This is a genomic window from Thermoleptolyngbya sp. C42_A2020_037 (genome assembly GCF_015272455.1).
Classification (GTDB): Bacteria; Cyanobacteriota; Cyanobacteriia; order Elainellales; family Elainellaceae; genus Thermoleptolyngbya.
This window is the reverse complement of record NZ_JACYLP010000056.1, coordinates 207,206-222,861: the sequence shown is the minus strand read 5'-3', so window position 1 is coordinate 222,861 and position 15,656 is coordinate 207,206. Positions and strand designations below refer to the sequence as shown.

Annotated in this window: 15 protein-coding genes and 1 tRNA gene; 11 read left to right on the top strand and 5 right to left on the bottom strand. The window is 56.3% G+C overall.

The genetic code is table 11. From position 1 onward, the window contains the following. The first annotated feature begins 239 nt into the window (after nt 1–239). The 4 genes from holA to fmt all read left to right on the top strand — a co-directional run bounded on the left by holA (nt 240) and on the right by fmt (nt 3,412). On the top strand, nt 240–1,235 hold the full coding sequence (gene holA, locus IGS16_RS20640) for a DNA polymerase III subunit delta (protein WP_297088712.1): 996 nt from the start codon (nt 240–242) through the stop codon (nt 1,233–1,235). Between the two features lie 184 nt (nt 1,236–1,419). Beyond that, on the top strand, nt 1,420–1,899 hold the full coding sequence (locus tag IGS16_RS20635; protein ID WP_068515536.1) for a DUF4168 domain-containing protein: 480 nt from the start codon (nt 1,420–1,422) through the stop codon (nt 1,897–1,899). A gap of 31 nt (nt 1,900–1,930) precedes the next feature. Beyond that, nucleotides 1,931–2,191, top strand: coding sequence for a hypothetical protein (locus IGS16_RS20630; protein ID WP_297088708.1), 261 nt, complete (start codon nt 1,931–1,933; stop codon nt 2,189–2,191). Nucleotides 2,192–2,404: 213 nt separating this feature from the next. Further along, nucleotides 2,405–3,412, top strand: a complete 1,008-nt coding sequence (fmt, locus tag IGS16_RS20625; protein WP_297088706.1) for a methionyl-tRNA formyltransferase — start codon at nt 2,405–2,407, stop codon at nt 3,410–3,412. A 74-nt stretch (nt 3,413–3,486) separates the two neighbouring features. On the opposite strand, the gene IGS16_RS20620 is transcribed toward fmt, so the two are convergent. Beyond that, complete coding sequence (locus IGS16_RS20620) at nt 3,487–3,957, bottom strand: tetratricopeptide repeat protein (RefSeq protein WP_068515544.1); 471 nt, start codon at nt 3,955–3,957, stop codon at nt 3,487–3,489. 642 nt (nt 3,958–4,599) lie between these two features. Continuing rightward, nucleotides 4,600–5,226: a hypothetical protein gene (locus IGS16_RS20615; protein ID WP_297088703.1), complete on the bottom strand. Its 627-nt coding sequence runs from the start codon at nt 5,224–5,226 to the stop codon at nt 4,600–4,602. 369 nt (nt 5,227–5,595) lie between these two features. Between IGS16_RS20615 and IGS16_RS20610 the strand changes: the two genes are divergently transcribed. From IGS16_RS20610 to IGS16_RS20580, 7 genes are all read left to right on the top strand, one after another. Then, nucleotides 5,596–6,963 carry an NAD(P)/FAD-dependent oxidoreductase gene (locus IGS16_RS20610; protein WP_297088701.1) on the top strand — a complete coding sequence of 456 codons (1,368 nt, stop codon included), beginning with the start codon at nt 5,596–5,598 and terminating at the stop codon, nt 6,961–6,963. 237 nt (nt 6,964–7,200) lie between these two features. Next, nucleotides 7,201–7,698, top strand: a complete 498-nt coding sequence (locus tag IGS16_RS20605; protein WP_367185841.1) for a DUF2231 domain-containing protein — start codon at nt 7,201–7,203, stop codon at nt 7,696–7,698. Continuing rightward, nucleotides 7,699–8,304: a DUF2231 domain-containing protein gene (locus IGS16_RS20600; RefSeq protein WP_297088697.1), complete on the top strand. Its 606-nt coding sequence runs from the start codon at nt 7,699–7,701 to the stop codon at nt 8,302–8,304. 56 nt (nt 8,305–8,360) lie between these two features. Beyond that, nucleotides 8,361–9,266: a cytochrome c oxidase subunit II gene (locus tag IGS16_RS20595; protein WP_297088695.1), complete on the top strand. Its 906-nt coding sequence runs from the start codon at nt 8,361–8,363 to the stop codon at nt 9,264–9,266. A 167-nt stretch (nt 9,267–9,433) separates the two neighbouring features. Then, nucleotides 9,434–11,104 carry a cytochrome c oxidase subunit I gene (gene ctaD / locus IGS16_RS20590; RefSeq protein WP_297088693.1) on the top strand — a complete coding sequence of 557 codons (1,671 nt, stop codon included), beginning with the start codon at nt 9,434–9,436 and terminating at the stop codon, nt 11,102–11,104. Nucleotides 11,105–11,174: 70 nt separating this feature from the next. Beyond that, on the top strand, nt 11,175–11,792 hold the full coding sequence (locus tag IGS16_RS20585) for a heme-copper oxidase subunit III (RefSeq protein ID WP_297088691.1): 618 nt from the start codon (nt 11,175–11,177) through the stop codon (nt 11,790–11,792). A gap of 106 nt (nt 11,793–11,898) precedes the next feature. Beyond that, complete coding sequence (locus IGS16_RS20580; RefSeq protein ID WP_297088689.1) at nt 11,899–13,413, top strand: GMC family oxidoreductase; 1,515 nt, start codon at nt 11,899–11,901, stop codon at nt 13,411–13,413. Nucleotides 13,414–13,464: 51 nt separating this feature from the next. Here IGS16_RS20580 and IGS16_RS20575 read toward each other — a convergent pair. The 3 genes from IGS16_RS20575 to IGS16_RS20565 form a co-directional block, all read right to left on the bottom strand. Beyond that, nucleotides 13,465–13,537: transfer RNA gene (locus IGS16_RS20575), tRNA-Thr, on the bottom strand. A 61-nt stretch (nt 13,538–13,598) separates the two neighbouring features. Continuing rightward, nucleotides 13,599–14,249: a response regulator transcription factor gene (locus IGS16_RS20570; RefSeq protein WP_297088687.1), complete on the bottom strand. Its 651-nt coding sequence runs from the start codon at nt 14,247–14,249 to the stop codon at nt 13,599–13,601. Beyond that, nucleotides 14,246–15,520: a sensor histidine kinase gene (locus tag IGS16_RS20565; protein WP_297088685.1), complete on the bottom strand. Its 1,275-nt coding sequence runs from the start codon at nt 15,518–15,520 to the stop codon at nt 14,246–14,248. The genes IGS16_RS20570 and IGS16_RS20565 overlap by 4 nt, the downstream gene beginning before the upstream one ends. Between the last annotated feature and the right edge of the window lie 136 nt (nt 15,521–15,656).

The window sequence follows — 15,656 nt, the reverse complement described above, 5'->3', positions numbered from 1 at the left end:
TGTTATATAAATTCCATATATAGGGATTGGTGAATAAACGCAAAAAACTGTACGCCTTCATCAAGAACTGTAGCCTGTGTTTTCTTGACACGCCGCTTCTGGAAAAATCTTGTAACGCTGCCGATCGACCCGTGAGGGCGTGCCCTGAGGTGCGTATCCTGTGCCTAACCTGAAATCCCTGGCTGGGAGGACTCCGCTTGACACGTTTGAAATTAAATTATTGAAAACCCATTGATCCGATGCCCATCTATCTGTTCTGGGGGGATGACGAATACGCCATGCAGCAAGCCGTGAAAGATCTGCGCGATCGCACGCTTGATCCGAACTGGGCCAGCTTTAACTACGACAAGATTCCTCCAGAGCAGCCCGACGGCGTGATCCAGGCGCTCAACCAGGCCATGACTCCCCCCTTTGGCATGGGGCAGCGGCTGGTTTGGCTGGCGGAAACGACGATCTGCCAGCGCTGTTCGGAAGATTTGCTGGCAGAACTGTCGCGGACGCTGCCAGAAGTTCCCGACAGCACCGTGCTATTGCTGACCAGCAGCAGCAAGCCCGACGGCCGCGCCAAATCCACCAAGCTGCTGCAAAAACACGCCGAGATTCGCGAATTTGCGGCGATCGCCCCCTGGCAGAGCGACCAGATTTTGCAGCGGGTGCGCCAGGTTGCCCAGTCTACAGGGGTCAAGCTGACCCCCGGCGCGGCCCAACTGCTGGCTGAGGCAATTGGCAATGATACTCGCCGATTGCACAACGAGCTAGAAAAGCTGCACCTGTTTGCAGGCGGCAGCAAGCCCATCGACGAAGGGGCGATCGCCCTGCTGGTGAGCGCCTCGGCCCAAAACAGCCTGAAGCTGGCCGAAGCGATTCGCCTGGGCGACACGGGGCGGGCTATTTCTCTAGTAGCCGACCTGTTTGCCCGCAACGAACCCGCGCTGCGAATCGTGGCGACGCTGGTGGGGCAGTTTCGCACCTGGCTCTGGGTCAAGCTGATGACCGAATCGGGTGAACGAGACAACGCGGCGATCGCCCGTGCCGCCGACATCGCCAACCCCAAGCGCATTTACTTTTTGCAGCAAGACGTGCGGGCGATCGCCCTCTATCGCTTGCAGCAAAGCCTGCCGCTGCTGCTCCAGCTCGAAGCAGGGCTGAAACACGGCGCAGACGAGCGCGTGCTAATGCAGAGCAAAGTCATTGAACTCTGTCAGGTGTTTAGCGGCACAGGCAGCCGCAGCTAGGGCATCACCGGGCAAATCGCAAAAAACCTACTCGCGTCAAAAAATATACTGATTCCTTCCAAAACTTAGGCGATCGCAGGAACAACCCTCGCATAAAATAATTCAGAATAAGCGGATGGCTAAAACAGGCCACGCCTAAAATTAACCATTCTTCCTTGTGTTTCCAGGCTTGTTCAAAACTCCTATGACTCACTTTTTGATTCCTTCTCGACCAAAGCGCCGCCTCACCATGCCGCTGCTGGCGGGTGCGCTGTCTCTGGCGGGGCTGCTACTGGGCTGGGTTCCCGATGTTCAGGTCTCGACGAGTTCCGTCGAGCTGAGCAACGCCGCCCTAGCGCAGGCAGCCGTTTCTACTGGCGAAATTCGCAGCTATGCGGCCTCCGTGCTAGAAATCGAACCCTATCGCCAGCAGGCAGTGCAGGCAATTCAAAGCGCGGGCGCACCCCTGCCCTCGCTAATGTGTACCCAGTCGAACGATCTCCGCAGTTTGCCCCGCAATATTCGCCAGATTGTGGCAGACTTTTGCACCCAGTCTGTTACGGTGGTGCAAGGCAATGGCATGACGATTGGACGGTTTAACGAGATTACGGCGATGCAGCAGAGCAACCCCAACCTCGCCGCCCAGATTCGTCAGGCCATTATTGAGATTCGTCGTCAACGCTAAACCTCGTCGTCAAAAAGGGACGCTAGAGCCAATGCCACGCTTCCAGCCTTACACCTTGCAAATGCAGATTAGCCGCATGTTCCAGGATGGGCAGGGCTTTTTTGCCACGACCAAAGTGCAAGACTGGCTGCGGGAGCGCAACGAAAACCCAGACGATTACGAGATCTCGTTCCGCCAGTATCCGGCCCCCCCGGAGTCTGGCCTGGTGATGATGACTGATGTAGAACTGCGCCGCAAAGATGGCCAGCCTGTGGACAAGTGGCTGCAACAGGAAGTGAATCGACACGGCTGAGCGAACGCTGCAAAGCCAGGGCCGCAGAGCCAAGGACTGTCAAAACTAGAGCCTGCGCCAACGTGTCGTTAAATGGTCGTGATGGTTCGTGATGGTCATTAACGTGATGATCGTTATCGTCGTTAAACAATTGTGAACTAGTTGTGGGGCAAACGCCCCAGCCCCCACGACAGCCCAACGGCCGCCCGATCGCCCCCTTCTCTGGTTTGCGCCATGCGTCTTGTGTTTTTTGGTACGCCGCAGTTTGCAGTGCCCTCGCTAGAGCGATTGCTCGATCAGCCGCGCGTTGAGGTGCTAGCAGCAGTGACCCAGCCCGACAAGCGACGGGGGCGCGGCAGTGAGCTAGTTCCGTCTCCCGTCAAGGCGATCGCCCTCCAGCACAACCTGCCCGTGTGGCAGCCCGCCCGCATCAAAAAAGATACCGAAACCCTGGAAAACCTGCGCCGCACCCAGGCCGACGCTTTTATCGTCGTCGCCTACGGACAAATCCTGTCCCCCGAAATTCTGGCCATGCCCCGCCTCGGCTGCATCAACGCCCACGGATCGCTGCTGCCCAAATATCGCGGGGCTGCGCCGATCCAGTGGAGCCTGTATCATGGCGAAACCGAAACGGGGATCACCACTATGCTGATGGATGCAGGCATGGACACTGGGCCCATGCTGCTGAAGGCCACCACGCCCATTGGCTGGTTTGAGAATGCCCACGATCTCGCCACGGTGCTGGCAAATCAGGCAGCCGACCTGCTCATCGACACGCTGCTGGGGCTAGACCAGGGCAAGGTTCAGCCCATCCCGCAGGACGACGCGCAGGCCACCTACGCACCGCTGATCCAAAAGCAAGACTATTGGCTGGACTGGAACCGGGGGGCGATCGCCCTTCATAACCAAGTGCGCGGTTTCTACCCAAACTGCCTCACCCACTTCCGCGGGCAGCCGCTCAAGGTACTCTCCACGATCCCTCTCACCACAGCCCCAGACTTGCCCATCCCCGACCCGGTTCATGCCCTCCAGGCAGACTGGCAGCCCCGCCTCGCTGCCCCCGAAGCCCCCGGCACGATCGTCGGGCTGCTCAAACATCACGGCGTTTTGGTGAACACGTCGGACGGGCTGCTGCTGCTGCTGACCGTGCAGCCGTCTGGGAAACGCCCCCAAAGCGGTTGGGACTGGGCCAATGGAACCAGACTGGCGATCGGCGATTCCTTTACCCTTTCACCCACCTGATCCCCAACGCTGGCCCCGACGACTCGACAATCGCCAATCCAAAATCGCCAACCCAAAATCCTGATCCCGTTGCCCTAGCTCAGCCTTGCCGTGCATTCCAGAATCATCTTTTGATTTTCCAGCGCATAGGGCTGAATCTCCAGCGCTTGCCGGAAGGCGTGAATAGCCGCCATGTATTGTTTCAGCGCCATGTGGCAGAGTCCTTGCCCATGCATTGCGCCAAAGTGAATCGGGTTTAGCGCCAGCACTTGCTCACAATCGGCCAGAGACTTTTGATACTGTCCACAGATATAGTGCAGCACGGCCCGACGGTTCCAGGCTTCGGCAAAATCGGGCAGGTCAGCAATTACCTCCGTCAAGACTTGCTCTGCATGTCCATATTCGCCTGCATCGATGAGCGTCTGGCTGCGCTCTAGCAGTTCTAACCCTCTTGCACCCTTTTGCGTAAACCAGAGCCGCCAAAGCTCGTGCGTAGCAGCATCGCGAATTGATTCATCAGGATCTTTCAAATTCTCCAATAAAGATTGAATCAAGGTGTTGTCCATGACTAAACAGGGATTAAAGGTCTGGATTGAGATCAACATCCGCAGCCGAGGAAGTTTGCAGACGGCCAGGCAGTCAATCTTTAGCATCGGCGCAGCGGGACTGCATCAAGGGAAATTGCATCAAGGAAACTGAATTAAGATCGGCTTTGCCGAGAGCAACGAGGATTCTTCGGAGCAGATTGCCAGTCTGGTCTGTGAGTCAGGCTTAGTCAGGCTTTGTATCTCAAGCCCCTGGATCAGGCTTCTGTATCCGTTATCCTGCATTTTTAAACTTTTGTCTGCCTTAAAATACGCTAGATGCACCTGCGGATGCTTGAAAAGCATTGACCTGCAAGGGATGCAGGACTCAGATTAACTTTGACTAAACAGTTCTTTACAAATGGGCTGTACTTGACTTTTCGGCTTGCAGTGTAGCCTTTCGTGAGGGCGATCGCCCTGACCACGCAGATAGAAGACCGCGAACATCGCCCCGCTCTGTAGATAGAATCCTCAGATAGAATCCTCGCAAAATCGTTGAATGGAGCAGGGCGAGTGGAGAAATTCCTTAAAATCGCTCATCCTTCACTGTGACAAACGTCCACTCGATTTGACGTATATCTCTGGTTAGAAATTTCGTCCTGACTGCTCTGCCACAGTCAAACTTTATCGCAGCATTTGTCGCTGAAACTCTTCCAGGTTTCGCATCAGGGGGGTTCCGGCAGCGACGGTCTGCATCCAGCGACCCACATTGTTAATTGGACGACCGATGGTGCGCTGAAGCACCTGCACCACCAGCCAGCCCAGCGCCCCGCACCAGAATGCCTGCCAGGTGTCGATGCCCAGCACGGTAGTCATACCCGTCAAAAACGCCAGAAACGTCCAGATTGACAGCAGGATATAGATGGGCAAGCCGAAATAGGGCAGCGCCACCCAGAGGCTGAGCAGTTGCGGCGCGTAGGCGAGGCTGAGCGTTAGCCCGACCTGTCGCCAACTGGCATCTGAAGTAAACAAAAGGTGCTGAACGACCAGGGTGCTAGCTCCCCAGAATAGCCAGCCAAAGGCAAACAGCAGCGTGCTGATTAGCAGGCTAATGACAAATCGCAAGGGGCTGACCCGATTAATAAACAGGATGATGCTCTGGGCTAGGGACTGCGAGAAGGCGGCCAGCAGGATGACGCAGAGGGCGATCGCTTCGCCATCGGGTGAGGCTTGTAGGCGTAGGAAGCTCTGGGGATCAAGGGCGATCGCCTCTCTAACCAGTTCTAGAAATAGCGAAAACCAGGATGGCATCATGCGATCTACCGACGATCTGTAGAAACCCAAATTTTGAAGAAGTCTAAAGCTTTAGAGACATGCTCTCAGGTTTTAGCAATTCCTAAGCAATTCCTAAATTTCTACAAAGCCTTTTTGTAACAATACTTTGGCGTGATGAGGAATACATGCTCCGCTCATTTCACATTGCATAATACTCTCAAAAACGGAGCCCGTTGTTACGAATTGGTATACGAGTTTAGCAGCAGGATAGGCAATGCGGGCTATCGGGATAATCCAGAGATTCTGACGCATTTGAGCGGTTGGTTTGGCTGTCGATTCTTTGAGTTGGTTTGCGGTTCAAGCACGAGCATCATCAAATATTGAGGCAGCTCCTCTAAAGTTTTTATGAACACTACTGCAACAGATTTAGCGGAAGTCGAGTTGAAGTCCGGCGAAAAGGGCGATCGCCCTGATACGCTTCCCCGCGTGGTCATCGTCGGGGGCGGGTTTGCTGGCATCGAGGCAGCGCGGGCCCTAGCTCGCTCTCCGGTACAGGTGACGGTGATCGACCGCACCAACCATCACCTGTTTCAGCCGCTGCTGTATCAGGTGGCGGCAGCGACGCTTTCGCCTAGCGATATCGCGTCCCCGATTCGTCAAATTTTGCGATCGCAAAAAAACGCCACGGTGGCCATGGCCGAGGTGACGGGCGTTGATCCCGAACGGCAGTTGGTCTTCATGGGCGATCGCACGTTGCCCTACGATTATCTGGTTCTGGCGACGGGCGCACAGCAGACATATTTTGGCAAAGACGAATGGGCGGCGATCGCGCCAGGGCTAAAAAGTGTGCTGGATGCTGTACAAATCCGCGATCGCGTCCTGCGCTCCTTTGAACAAGCCGAACTTCAAGGCGACGCGCAGCAGTGTTCTGATATTCTGACGTTTGTGCTGGTGGGCGCAGGCCCCACGGGGGTAGAACTGGCAGGCACTATTGCCGAAATGGCCCGGCTGACCCTCAAATCAGAATTCCGCCGCATCGATCCCGCCTGCATCCGCGTCATCCTGGTGCAGGCCGGCCCACGCATTTTGCCTGCCTTCTCAGAACACCTCTCCGCCGAGGCGCAAAAAGCGCTGGAAGACCTGGGTGTAGAAGTGCGGCTCAATTGCCGAGTTGAAGATATCGACGAGGGCGGCGTAACGGTGGCTGGAGAGCGGATTCCCTGCCGCAACGTATTTTGGACAGCCGGAGTCCAGGCATCACCCGCAGGCAAGTGGCTCAACGCCGAGACGGATCGGGCCGGACGGGTTACAGTAAAGCCAGACCTCTCGGTGCCGCAGTATCCGAATGTGTTTGTGGTCGGAGACACCGCCCAGATGGAATCGGACGGCAAGCCCGTTCCAGGCTTGGCCCAGGCAGCCATGCAAAGCGGTCGCTATGCAGGACAGGTGATCGATGCCCGCGTTTGCGGCAAACCCGCACTGCCTCCCTTCCGCTACGTGGATCTGGGCAGCATGGCTACCATCGGGCGCAAGTTTGCCGTAATGCAGGTCGGCAACATCCAGTGGAGCGGGCTTCCGGCAAAGCTGGCTTGGCTAGTGGTTCACATTGCCGTGCTAAATCAGCTTGAAAATCAGCTTTCGGTGCTGCTGCAATGGACCTGGACCTACTTAACCCGTGAGCGGGGTTCTCGCATCATCACAGTCCCCGTGGGATCGTCGCTCACGTCTCAAGCATTGCCCCAGCCTATTTCAGATGCATCTGGGGTTGCCTAAATCCCGAAACTGCAAGCTGTGGCAACCAACTCGTTGAAACCGCACGTTGAAACCACAAGTTGAAATCACAAGTGGGTTTACGATTTTCTTTCAATTTTCTTGACTGTTCTTTCATTTACTGTTTTTCCAACGGTCTGCCCCCGATCCTGGTTTACATGTCCGGAGAACGCAATGGATTTGATATTTGCGATGCTTAAAATACCTCCACTGCTGACACTCACCTGGTTTCCGCCAGTCATGCAGTTCAGCTTGCCTCCACTGAATGACCACAACCTGCCCTATCCCGACACCATGCACCCCATCGTGGTTCACTTTGTGATTGCGATGGCGCTGTTTGCAGTGTTGTGCGATGCGATCGCCTTTTTCACCAAAAACACCCGTCTCTATGAAGTGAGCTGGTGGAACCTGTTTTTTGCCACGCTCTCAATCTTTATTGCCATCATTTTTGGACAAGTCGAGGCAGGGCTGGCAGAACCTTACGATGCCGTAGTGCCCGTGCTAAATGCCCACACAGTGCTGGGCTGGTCGCTGTCGGCAATTCTAGCGGGCATGACAGCGTGGCGCTTCATCCTGCGATCGCGCGATCCCGGAAAACTGCCGATGCCTTACTTGGGCGCAGGGCTGGTGCTGGTGGCGCTGGTGTGTGTGCAGGTCTACCTGGGCGACAAGCTGGTATGGGTCTACGGACTGCATACCGTGCCCGTGGTTGAGGCGATTCGTGAGGGAGTGCTGTAGATGAATCCAGAACTACTCGAACAACTCGGATCACAGCTTGGCCCCAACGGCTTGCCCTACAGCATCCCGATTCACCCCAATCTGGTTCACATCACCCTGGGGCTGTTCATCATCGGCATCGCCTTTGATTTCGCCGGGGCCTTCTTCCCACTCGAAAAATCCATCCTCAAGATGCTGTCGCTGACGGCAGTGCGCTCCAACTTTTTTGATGTGGGCTGGTACAACGTCCTTGCCTCAGCGATTGTCACCTTCTTTACCGTGGCAGCAGGCTTTTATGAAATCATGCTGGCAACGCCAGAGCCAGGCGTGAAAAGTGCCTGGGGTCTGGAAGCCATGCCCACCATGCTGATGCATGGCGTGGGCGGCGTATTCTTGCTGGCGATTATCGTCGGCATGGCAGTATGGCGCGGGTTCCAGCGCTTCGCCTGGCGCAAGGACATGGGCCGCCAGGTGCAGTGGAGCTACCTGCTTGCAGGCGTTGCGGTGCTGGGCATCATGTTTGTCCACGGCACATTGGGCGCACAGCTAGCGGCCGAGTTCGGGGTTCACATTACCGCCAGCGAACTACTGCGAACAGGGCAAAACCCCAACCTATTGCTGAAGTAGCAGCTAAAGTTGAGCTGCTGAAGTTAAGCTGCTGAGACAAGCGCGAAGGAGAGATGATGAACCTGAAAACCATTGCCGGAATCGGAGTGTATATCGCGATTCTGGTGGCAGCCAGCATTTGGGTTGGGCAGCAAGCCTATGGCTGGTTGCCGCCTCAAGCCTCGGCCGAGTCAATGCTGATCGACGATCTGTTCAGTCTGTTCTCTGCCATTGGCACATTCATCCTGCTGGGCATCACAGGGCTGGTGCTTTACACCGTCTTCACCCAGAGCGTCAGCCGCTTCGACACCAGCGACGGCCCCCACATGGAGGGCAATGTCAAATTAGAAATCTTCTGGACGGCCGTGCCGCTGCTGTTGGTGTTTTTTCTAGCAACTTACAGCTACCAGACCTATCAGCAGATGGCTGTGCGCGGGCCGATGGATCTGGTTCACCTGCACCACATGCCGGGAACCACGCCCACCGCCTACGCCGCAGACCTAGAACCCGAACCCGTCGAGGAAGTGGAAGTCTATGCCAAGCAGTGGGCCTGGTCATTTCGCTATCCAGATGCAGGCGTAGTCAGCGCTGAACTGCACCTGCCTGTCAACCAGCGCGTGCGCCTGCTCATGACCGCAGACGAAGTGATTCATGGCTTCTATGTGCCAGCCTTCCGGCTTAAGCAAGACATCATGCCTAAGCGCACGACGGAGTTTGAATTTACGCCCGTGCGCGAGGGCACCTATCGGCTCAACGACTCACAGTTCAGCGGCACCTATTTCGCCATCATGACGGCCAACGTGGTGGTGGAGTCGCCCGACTCCTATCGCCAGTGGCTTGCCAGCGCCGCCGCCCAGCCCGCTGTCCCTGCCGAAAATCCCGCCTATTCGGAATACACCAACAAGCGGCTGAAGCGCTTTGGCGGCTGGAAGACGATTGCCCCCGCACCACCGCCACTGGTCAATGCACTCGCAGAAGGCTAATTCTGGTAGAAGGCTAACTGAAGGAGTCTGGGAGAGAAGAGAGCAATATAGCCCTGCAAGGCCAATCCCCAAATCCGTCTCTAGTCCCTTAGCCTTCCAAAATCTAAAATCCAAAACCCAAAATCTAAAGTCCTCTACTTGCCCCCGCTGTTACCCCAGGCAGATTCATGACAAACGTCCCCGTTGAAGGAATTGCAATTCCTGACATTGCCCATCCCGAACCGCAAAACAACTGGCGGAAATATTTCAGCTTCAGCACCGACCATAAGGTGATCGGTATTCAATACCTGGTCACGTCCTTCGTCTTTTTTCTCATCGGCGGCTTGCTGTCGATGGTGATTCGAGCCGAACTGATTACGCCCCAGGCGGATCTGATCGATCGCACGCTATATAACAGCATGTTCACTATGCACGGCACGATCATGATCTTTTTGTGGATCTTTCCGTCGCTGGTGGGGCTAGCAAACTATCTTGTGCCGCTGATGATCGGGGCGCGAGACATGGCCTTTCCCAGACTCAATGCAGCCGCGTTTTGGATGGTTCCGGTATTCGGCATTTTGCTGATGACAAGCTACTTCCTGCCCGCAGGCACGGCTCAGGCGGGCTGGTGGTCTTACCCGCCCGTTAGTACGCAAAACCCGACGGATAGCGTCATTACAGGCGAATTTGTCTGGATTCTGGCAGTAGCAATTTCTGGCGTGTCTTCTATCATGGGCGCGGTTAACTTCGTGACCACGATTGTGCGGATGCGGGCACCGGGAATGACTTTCTTTCGGATGCCCGTCTACGTGTGGACAGTGTTCAGCGCACAAATCATTCAGCTTGCGGCACTGCCTGCACTGACGGCGGGCGCAATCATGCTGCTGTTCGACGCAGCGGCGGGTACGGCCTTTTTCAATCCCGATAAAGGTGGCAACCCGGTGCTATTCCAGCACTTCTTCTGGTTCTATTCGCACCCCGCAGTTTACGTCATGGTGCTGCCTATCTTCGGCGTGTTCTCAGAGATACTCCCGGTCTATTCGCGCAAGCCGCTGTTTGGCTACAAAGTGGTGGCTGTGTCGTCGCTGCTCATTACGACTGTTAGTGTACTCGTCTGGGTTCACCATATGTACGCCAGCGGCACACCGGGCTGGATGCGGATGCTGTTTATGGCAACAACCATGCTGGTGGCAGTGCCAACCGGAATTAAGGTGTTTGCCTGGGTCGCCACTATCTGGAAGGGTAAGCTGCGGCTGGACACGCCTATGCTCTTTTGCCTGGGAGCGCTCATCATGTTTGTGTTCGCAGGCATTACAGGCGTAATGCTGGCCTCGGTGCCTATCGACATTCATGTGAACAATACCTACTTCGTGGTGGGTCACTTTCACTACATTGTGTACGGCACGATTACGATGGGTATGTTTGCTGCCATCTATCACTGGTTCCCCAAGATGACCGGTCGTATGTATTACGAGGGGTTAGGCAAGCTGCATTTTGCCCTGGCATTTATTGGGGTAAATCTGAACTTCTTCCCGATGCATCCGCTGGGTCTTCAGGGCATGTTGCGGCGTGTCTCTTCCTATGAGCCGGAGTATGCTTTCTGGAATGTTGTTGCCAGTATTGGGGCGTTCCTGCTGGGGATGTCTACGATTCCGTTCATTTTGAATATGGTAGGCGCATGGGTGCAGGGTAAGCCCGCGCCGGATAATCCCTGGCGGGCGATCGGGCTGGAATGGCTGGTGTCGTCGCCGCCGCCGGTTGAGAACTTTGAAGAACTGCCCGTTGTGGTGTCTGGCCCCTATGGCTATGGCAAGTCTGATCCGCTGGTGGAAAATGCTGCTGCTCTCAAGGAGGGCTAGGTTGGCTTGCAAGAACTAGTCCATTCATTCGCTTATTTGCCGATCGTTCACTTTTTAATCCCTTACGCCTATGGATAGCTCTATCTCGACCGAAAAACCCGATGTGGCGATCGCCCCTCACACCGCCCACGCTCACGAGGAAGACCATGCAGGCAACAGCATGTTTGGTTTCATCGTTTTCCTGCTCTCGGAAAGCGTGATTTTCCTCAGCTTTTTTGCGGGCTACATCTTGGTGAAAACAACCACCCCCAACTGGCTGCCCCCAGGCGTATCAGGGCTGGAAGTTTCAAAACCTGCGATTAACACCGTTGTGCTGGTGGCCAGCAGCTTTGTCGCCTACTTTGCCGAACGGGCGCTGAAAAAAGAAAACCTGCTGGTGTTTCGGCTGCTGTGGCTGCTGACGATGGCGATGGGTGCATACTTCCTGGTGGGGCAGGCGATCGAGTGGAGCGAACTGGAGTTTGGCTTTTCCGATGGCGTGTTTGGCGGGCTGTTTTACCTGCTGACAGGCTTCCACGGGCTGCACGTTCTCACGGGCATCTTACTGATGGGGATTATGCTATTCAAGTCCTTTGTGCCCAACAACTATGCTGGGGGACACACGGGCGTAGACGCAACCTCGCTCTTCTGGCATTTTGTGGATGTGATTTGGATTATCTTGTTCATCCTGATTTACATCTGGCAATGATGTTCTAGAGAGGCTGGCACGAACCGATCGGGCAGGGATTAAGCACGCATCGCGAATTGATTGGGCAGTCCATTCCGCTATCAACGGGGCGACGAGGAGTAAGGTAATGATTATCGACGACGCGCATTATGACGTGATTATTGTGGGCACAGGAGCAGGCGGCGGTACGCTGGCCCAAAAACTTGCGCCCACGGGTAAGAAAATTCTGATCCTGGAGCGGGGTGAAGTGATGCCGCTGGAGGAACAGAACCGCAGCAACGTCGATATTTTCAAAAAGGAACTCTATCACGCGCCGGAGCAGTGGTTTGACATTGCGGGCGAACCCTTTGCGCCCCAGACAAAGTATGCCGTCGGCGGCAACACCAAAATCTACGGCGCTGCCCTATTGCGGATGCGAGAGCGTGACTTTGAAACGGTGACGCATCACGAGGGCGTATCGCCAGAATGGTGCGTGAAATACGCTGACTTTGAGCCGTACTACACCGAAGCCGAGAACCTCTATCAGGTGCATGGAACCGTGGGAGCCGACCCCACCGAGCCACCCCACAGTGCCGACTATCCCTATCCCGCCGTAGGGCACGATCCGCAGATTGAGGAAGTGATTGGGGCGATCGCCGCTCAGTCCCTCCATCCCGCCTCGCTGCCAATGGCGCTGACCCGCCAGACCGACGACCCCACCAACGACTCCGAAGTCAGCGGCATTAATCCCGCCCTTCAGCATCCCAACGTCACCCTGAAAACGAGCGCAACCGTCACCTCGCTGCATACCAATCCCTCTGGCAACGAAGTAAAAGCGGTTGAAGCCGAAATCGGCGGGCAGCCCTATCTGTTTTTGGGCGACATCATCGTGCTGGCCTGCGGTGCGATTAATACAGCGGCGGTGCTGCTGCGCTCGTGCAGCGAAGCCTGTTCGCAAGGGCTGGCCAATAGCTCCGGGCTGGTGGGGCGCAACCTAATGAAGCACCGCCTGTCCTCTGTGGTGCAACTTTCCAAGCCCAACAGCGGCAAGTTTCAGCGCAGCGTCTATGTCAACGATTTTTATTGGGGCGAAGAAGGATTTGACTACCCAATGGGGCACATTTACAACACAGGCGGACTGCTGCAAGACATTATCTTTGCTGAGTCGCCGCCTGTGCTATCGGTGCTAGCCAAGATGATGCCAGGATTTGGGCTACAACAGATGGCGACCCGCTCGATTGGCTGGTGGGTGCAGAGCGAAGACCTGCCCAGCGCCGACAACCGCGTGCGGGTAGACAGCAAAAAGCTTTACGTCGAGTATACGCCGAACAATACCGAACCCCATGAGCGTCTGGTTTATCGCTGGACAGAGGTGCTGAAAACGGCAGAGAAGGGCATGGATAAGTCACTGCTCCAGATGAGCGGTCGCCATCCCAGCGGGGAAATGCCGCTGTCAGTGGTGGCTAACGCCTGCGGCACCTGTCGCTTTGGGGAAGACCCGGCGACCTCGGTGCTGAACCCCGACTGCCGCGCCCACGATGTCGATAATCTCTACATTGTAGACGGCAGCTTCTTCCCGTCAATTTCCGCCACCAGTCCGGCGCTAACGATTATGGCTAACGCGCTGCGGGTGGGCGATCGCCTGATCGAGCGCCTGAAATAAGCGCCTGAAATAATCGAAAATAATCGAGCGAGTGAAGCGGCTTCCGGCCAAAGCTGGTGACAGGACTCGAACCTGCGACCGGCTGATTACAAATCAGCAGCTCTACCAACTGAGCTACACCAGCGATCGCCCTACATCATAACATTGCCGTTTGGCAGTTGGGGCAGATTTTTGAGGCGGGGCCATCAGGTCAGCCAGTCGAGAAACGTGTTAGCCAGGATGGCGGCTTGCGTGCGATCGCGCAATTCCAGGCGGTTCAGAATATTGGTAACGTGATTTTTGACCGTGCCCTCCGAAATGTAAAGCGCCCGGGCAATTTCGCGGTTGCTGGCTCCCTGAGCAACGAGAACTAGCACCTCGCGCTCGCGGGGAGTGAGGCTGGAGAAGCCGTCGGGCGGGGCGTGGGCGGGCGTGGGCGACGGCGCAACCCGGGCCAGCAGTTTCGGCAAAATGCCAGGGCTGATCTGGGTATAGCCTTTGTGGGCGGCACGAATGGCTTCGGCCAGGTCTTCGGAGGGCGTGTCTTTGAGTAAGTAACCCGTTGCACCCTTTTGCAGCGCGGCAGTGACGTATTCCTGATCATCGAACGTGGTGAGAATCAGGACTTTGGTGCTGGGAAACTGACGGGCGATCGCCTCCGTTGCCGCCACGCCATCCATCACAGGCATCCGAATGTCCATTAGCACTAGGTCAGGATGCAGTTGTTCAACCTGCTGCACCGCAACCTGACCATTTTCTGCCTCGCCAATGATCTGCAAATCAGCTTCCAGTTCGAGCAGCGCTTTCATGCCCTGACGAATCAAATGCTGATCATCTGCCAGAACGATCCGAATCATGGAACGATCCTCTCTAGCGGAATGTGAACCGTAATAGTGCAGCCCTGGCCTGGAGAAGTTTGCAGGTCAAAGATGCCACCCAGCGACTCGGCCCGTTCGCGCATACTCTGTAGCCCAAAGCCCGTGAGATTTTGAGCCGGATCAAAACCCACGCCATCATCCTGAATCAGCAGGTGCAGCGTCGCGGCCGTATCCTGCAAATCCAGCAAAATTTGCGAGGGCCGGGCGTATTTGCAGATATTGGTAAACGCCTCTTGCACAATGCGATAAAGGCTGGTGGAGAGGTCTGCGGGCAGGGGCGCATCGAGGTGAATTTGGCAGATCGGCGCAACCCCGGTGACCTGTTCGACATTGCGGGCGAGGAGGGCGATCGCCGCTTCCAGAGATTGCTCCTGCAACGGGTCGGCCCGCATCGTCGCCACAGACTGCCGCACGTCCTGAAGCGCCGTAGAACCCAGCACCTTCGCTTCTTTCAAAAACTGATGCGCCCGCTGCGGGTCGCTCTGCCACAGCTTGAGCGCACCTTCCACTTGCAGGTTCAAGGCGGTCAGCGAGTGCCCCAGCGAGTCATGAATTTCGCGGGCAATGCGGCTGCGCTCCTGGGCCATGGCCAGCTTTTCTACCCGCAGCGCATAGTTTCGCAGTTGGGCATTGGCGGCTGTCAGCTTTTCGCGGCTTTGGCGCTCCGTCAGCAGCGCATCCACCAGCAGCAGCAAAAAGACCAGCGTCAGCCCCAGCAGCAGCGCCGAGCTATAGGCAAAGCTCCAGGCAGGCAGCCCCCGTGGGCGATCGCGCCAGTTGACTGGAATCCGATCCGCCAGTTCCCGCAAGCGCTGCGTCAAAATCGCCAGAAACAGCCCGTAGGCAATGCCCGTCGTCATCAGGCGGCCTGGCAGCGCAAAGATGAGGCAACTCCTCAGCGCAAACACCACGACGAGAAATGAAAACAGCCGCATTTCCCGCAGATCGCCCGCCGTAGCCAGCAAAATCAGCACTCCCTCCAGCAGCACAAACCCGATGCGCGTGGCCATCTGCCCCGTAGGCAGCCGCAGCCCCATCAGCCCAAAGCCTACGATGCAGGCAATATCCAGCGGCGACACCCAGCTAAAGGGCGGCTCTGGACCAACTCCCCGTGGCATCCTCGGGCCCGGAAACAGCGGCCCCACCAGTTCGCTCAAAAAGGCGATCGCCAGTAGGCTCCATTCCAGATACAGCAGTAGTCGCAGGGGGTGGTTGATAGGGCGGATCGGGCGGGGTTCGGCGGGAGACATGGGGAAGAGGGAAGAACGAAGAAGGGAAGAGGGAAGGGGGAAGAACGAAGAACGAAGAGCGAAGGGGGGAAGTAATGAAGAGGGGAGAGGGATGATGGGATGATGGGATGGTCTGGTTAGACATCTCTACTCTACT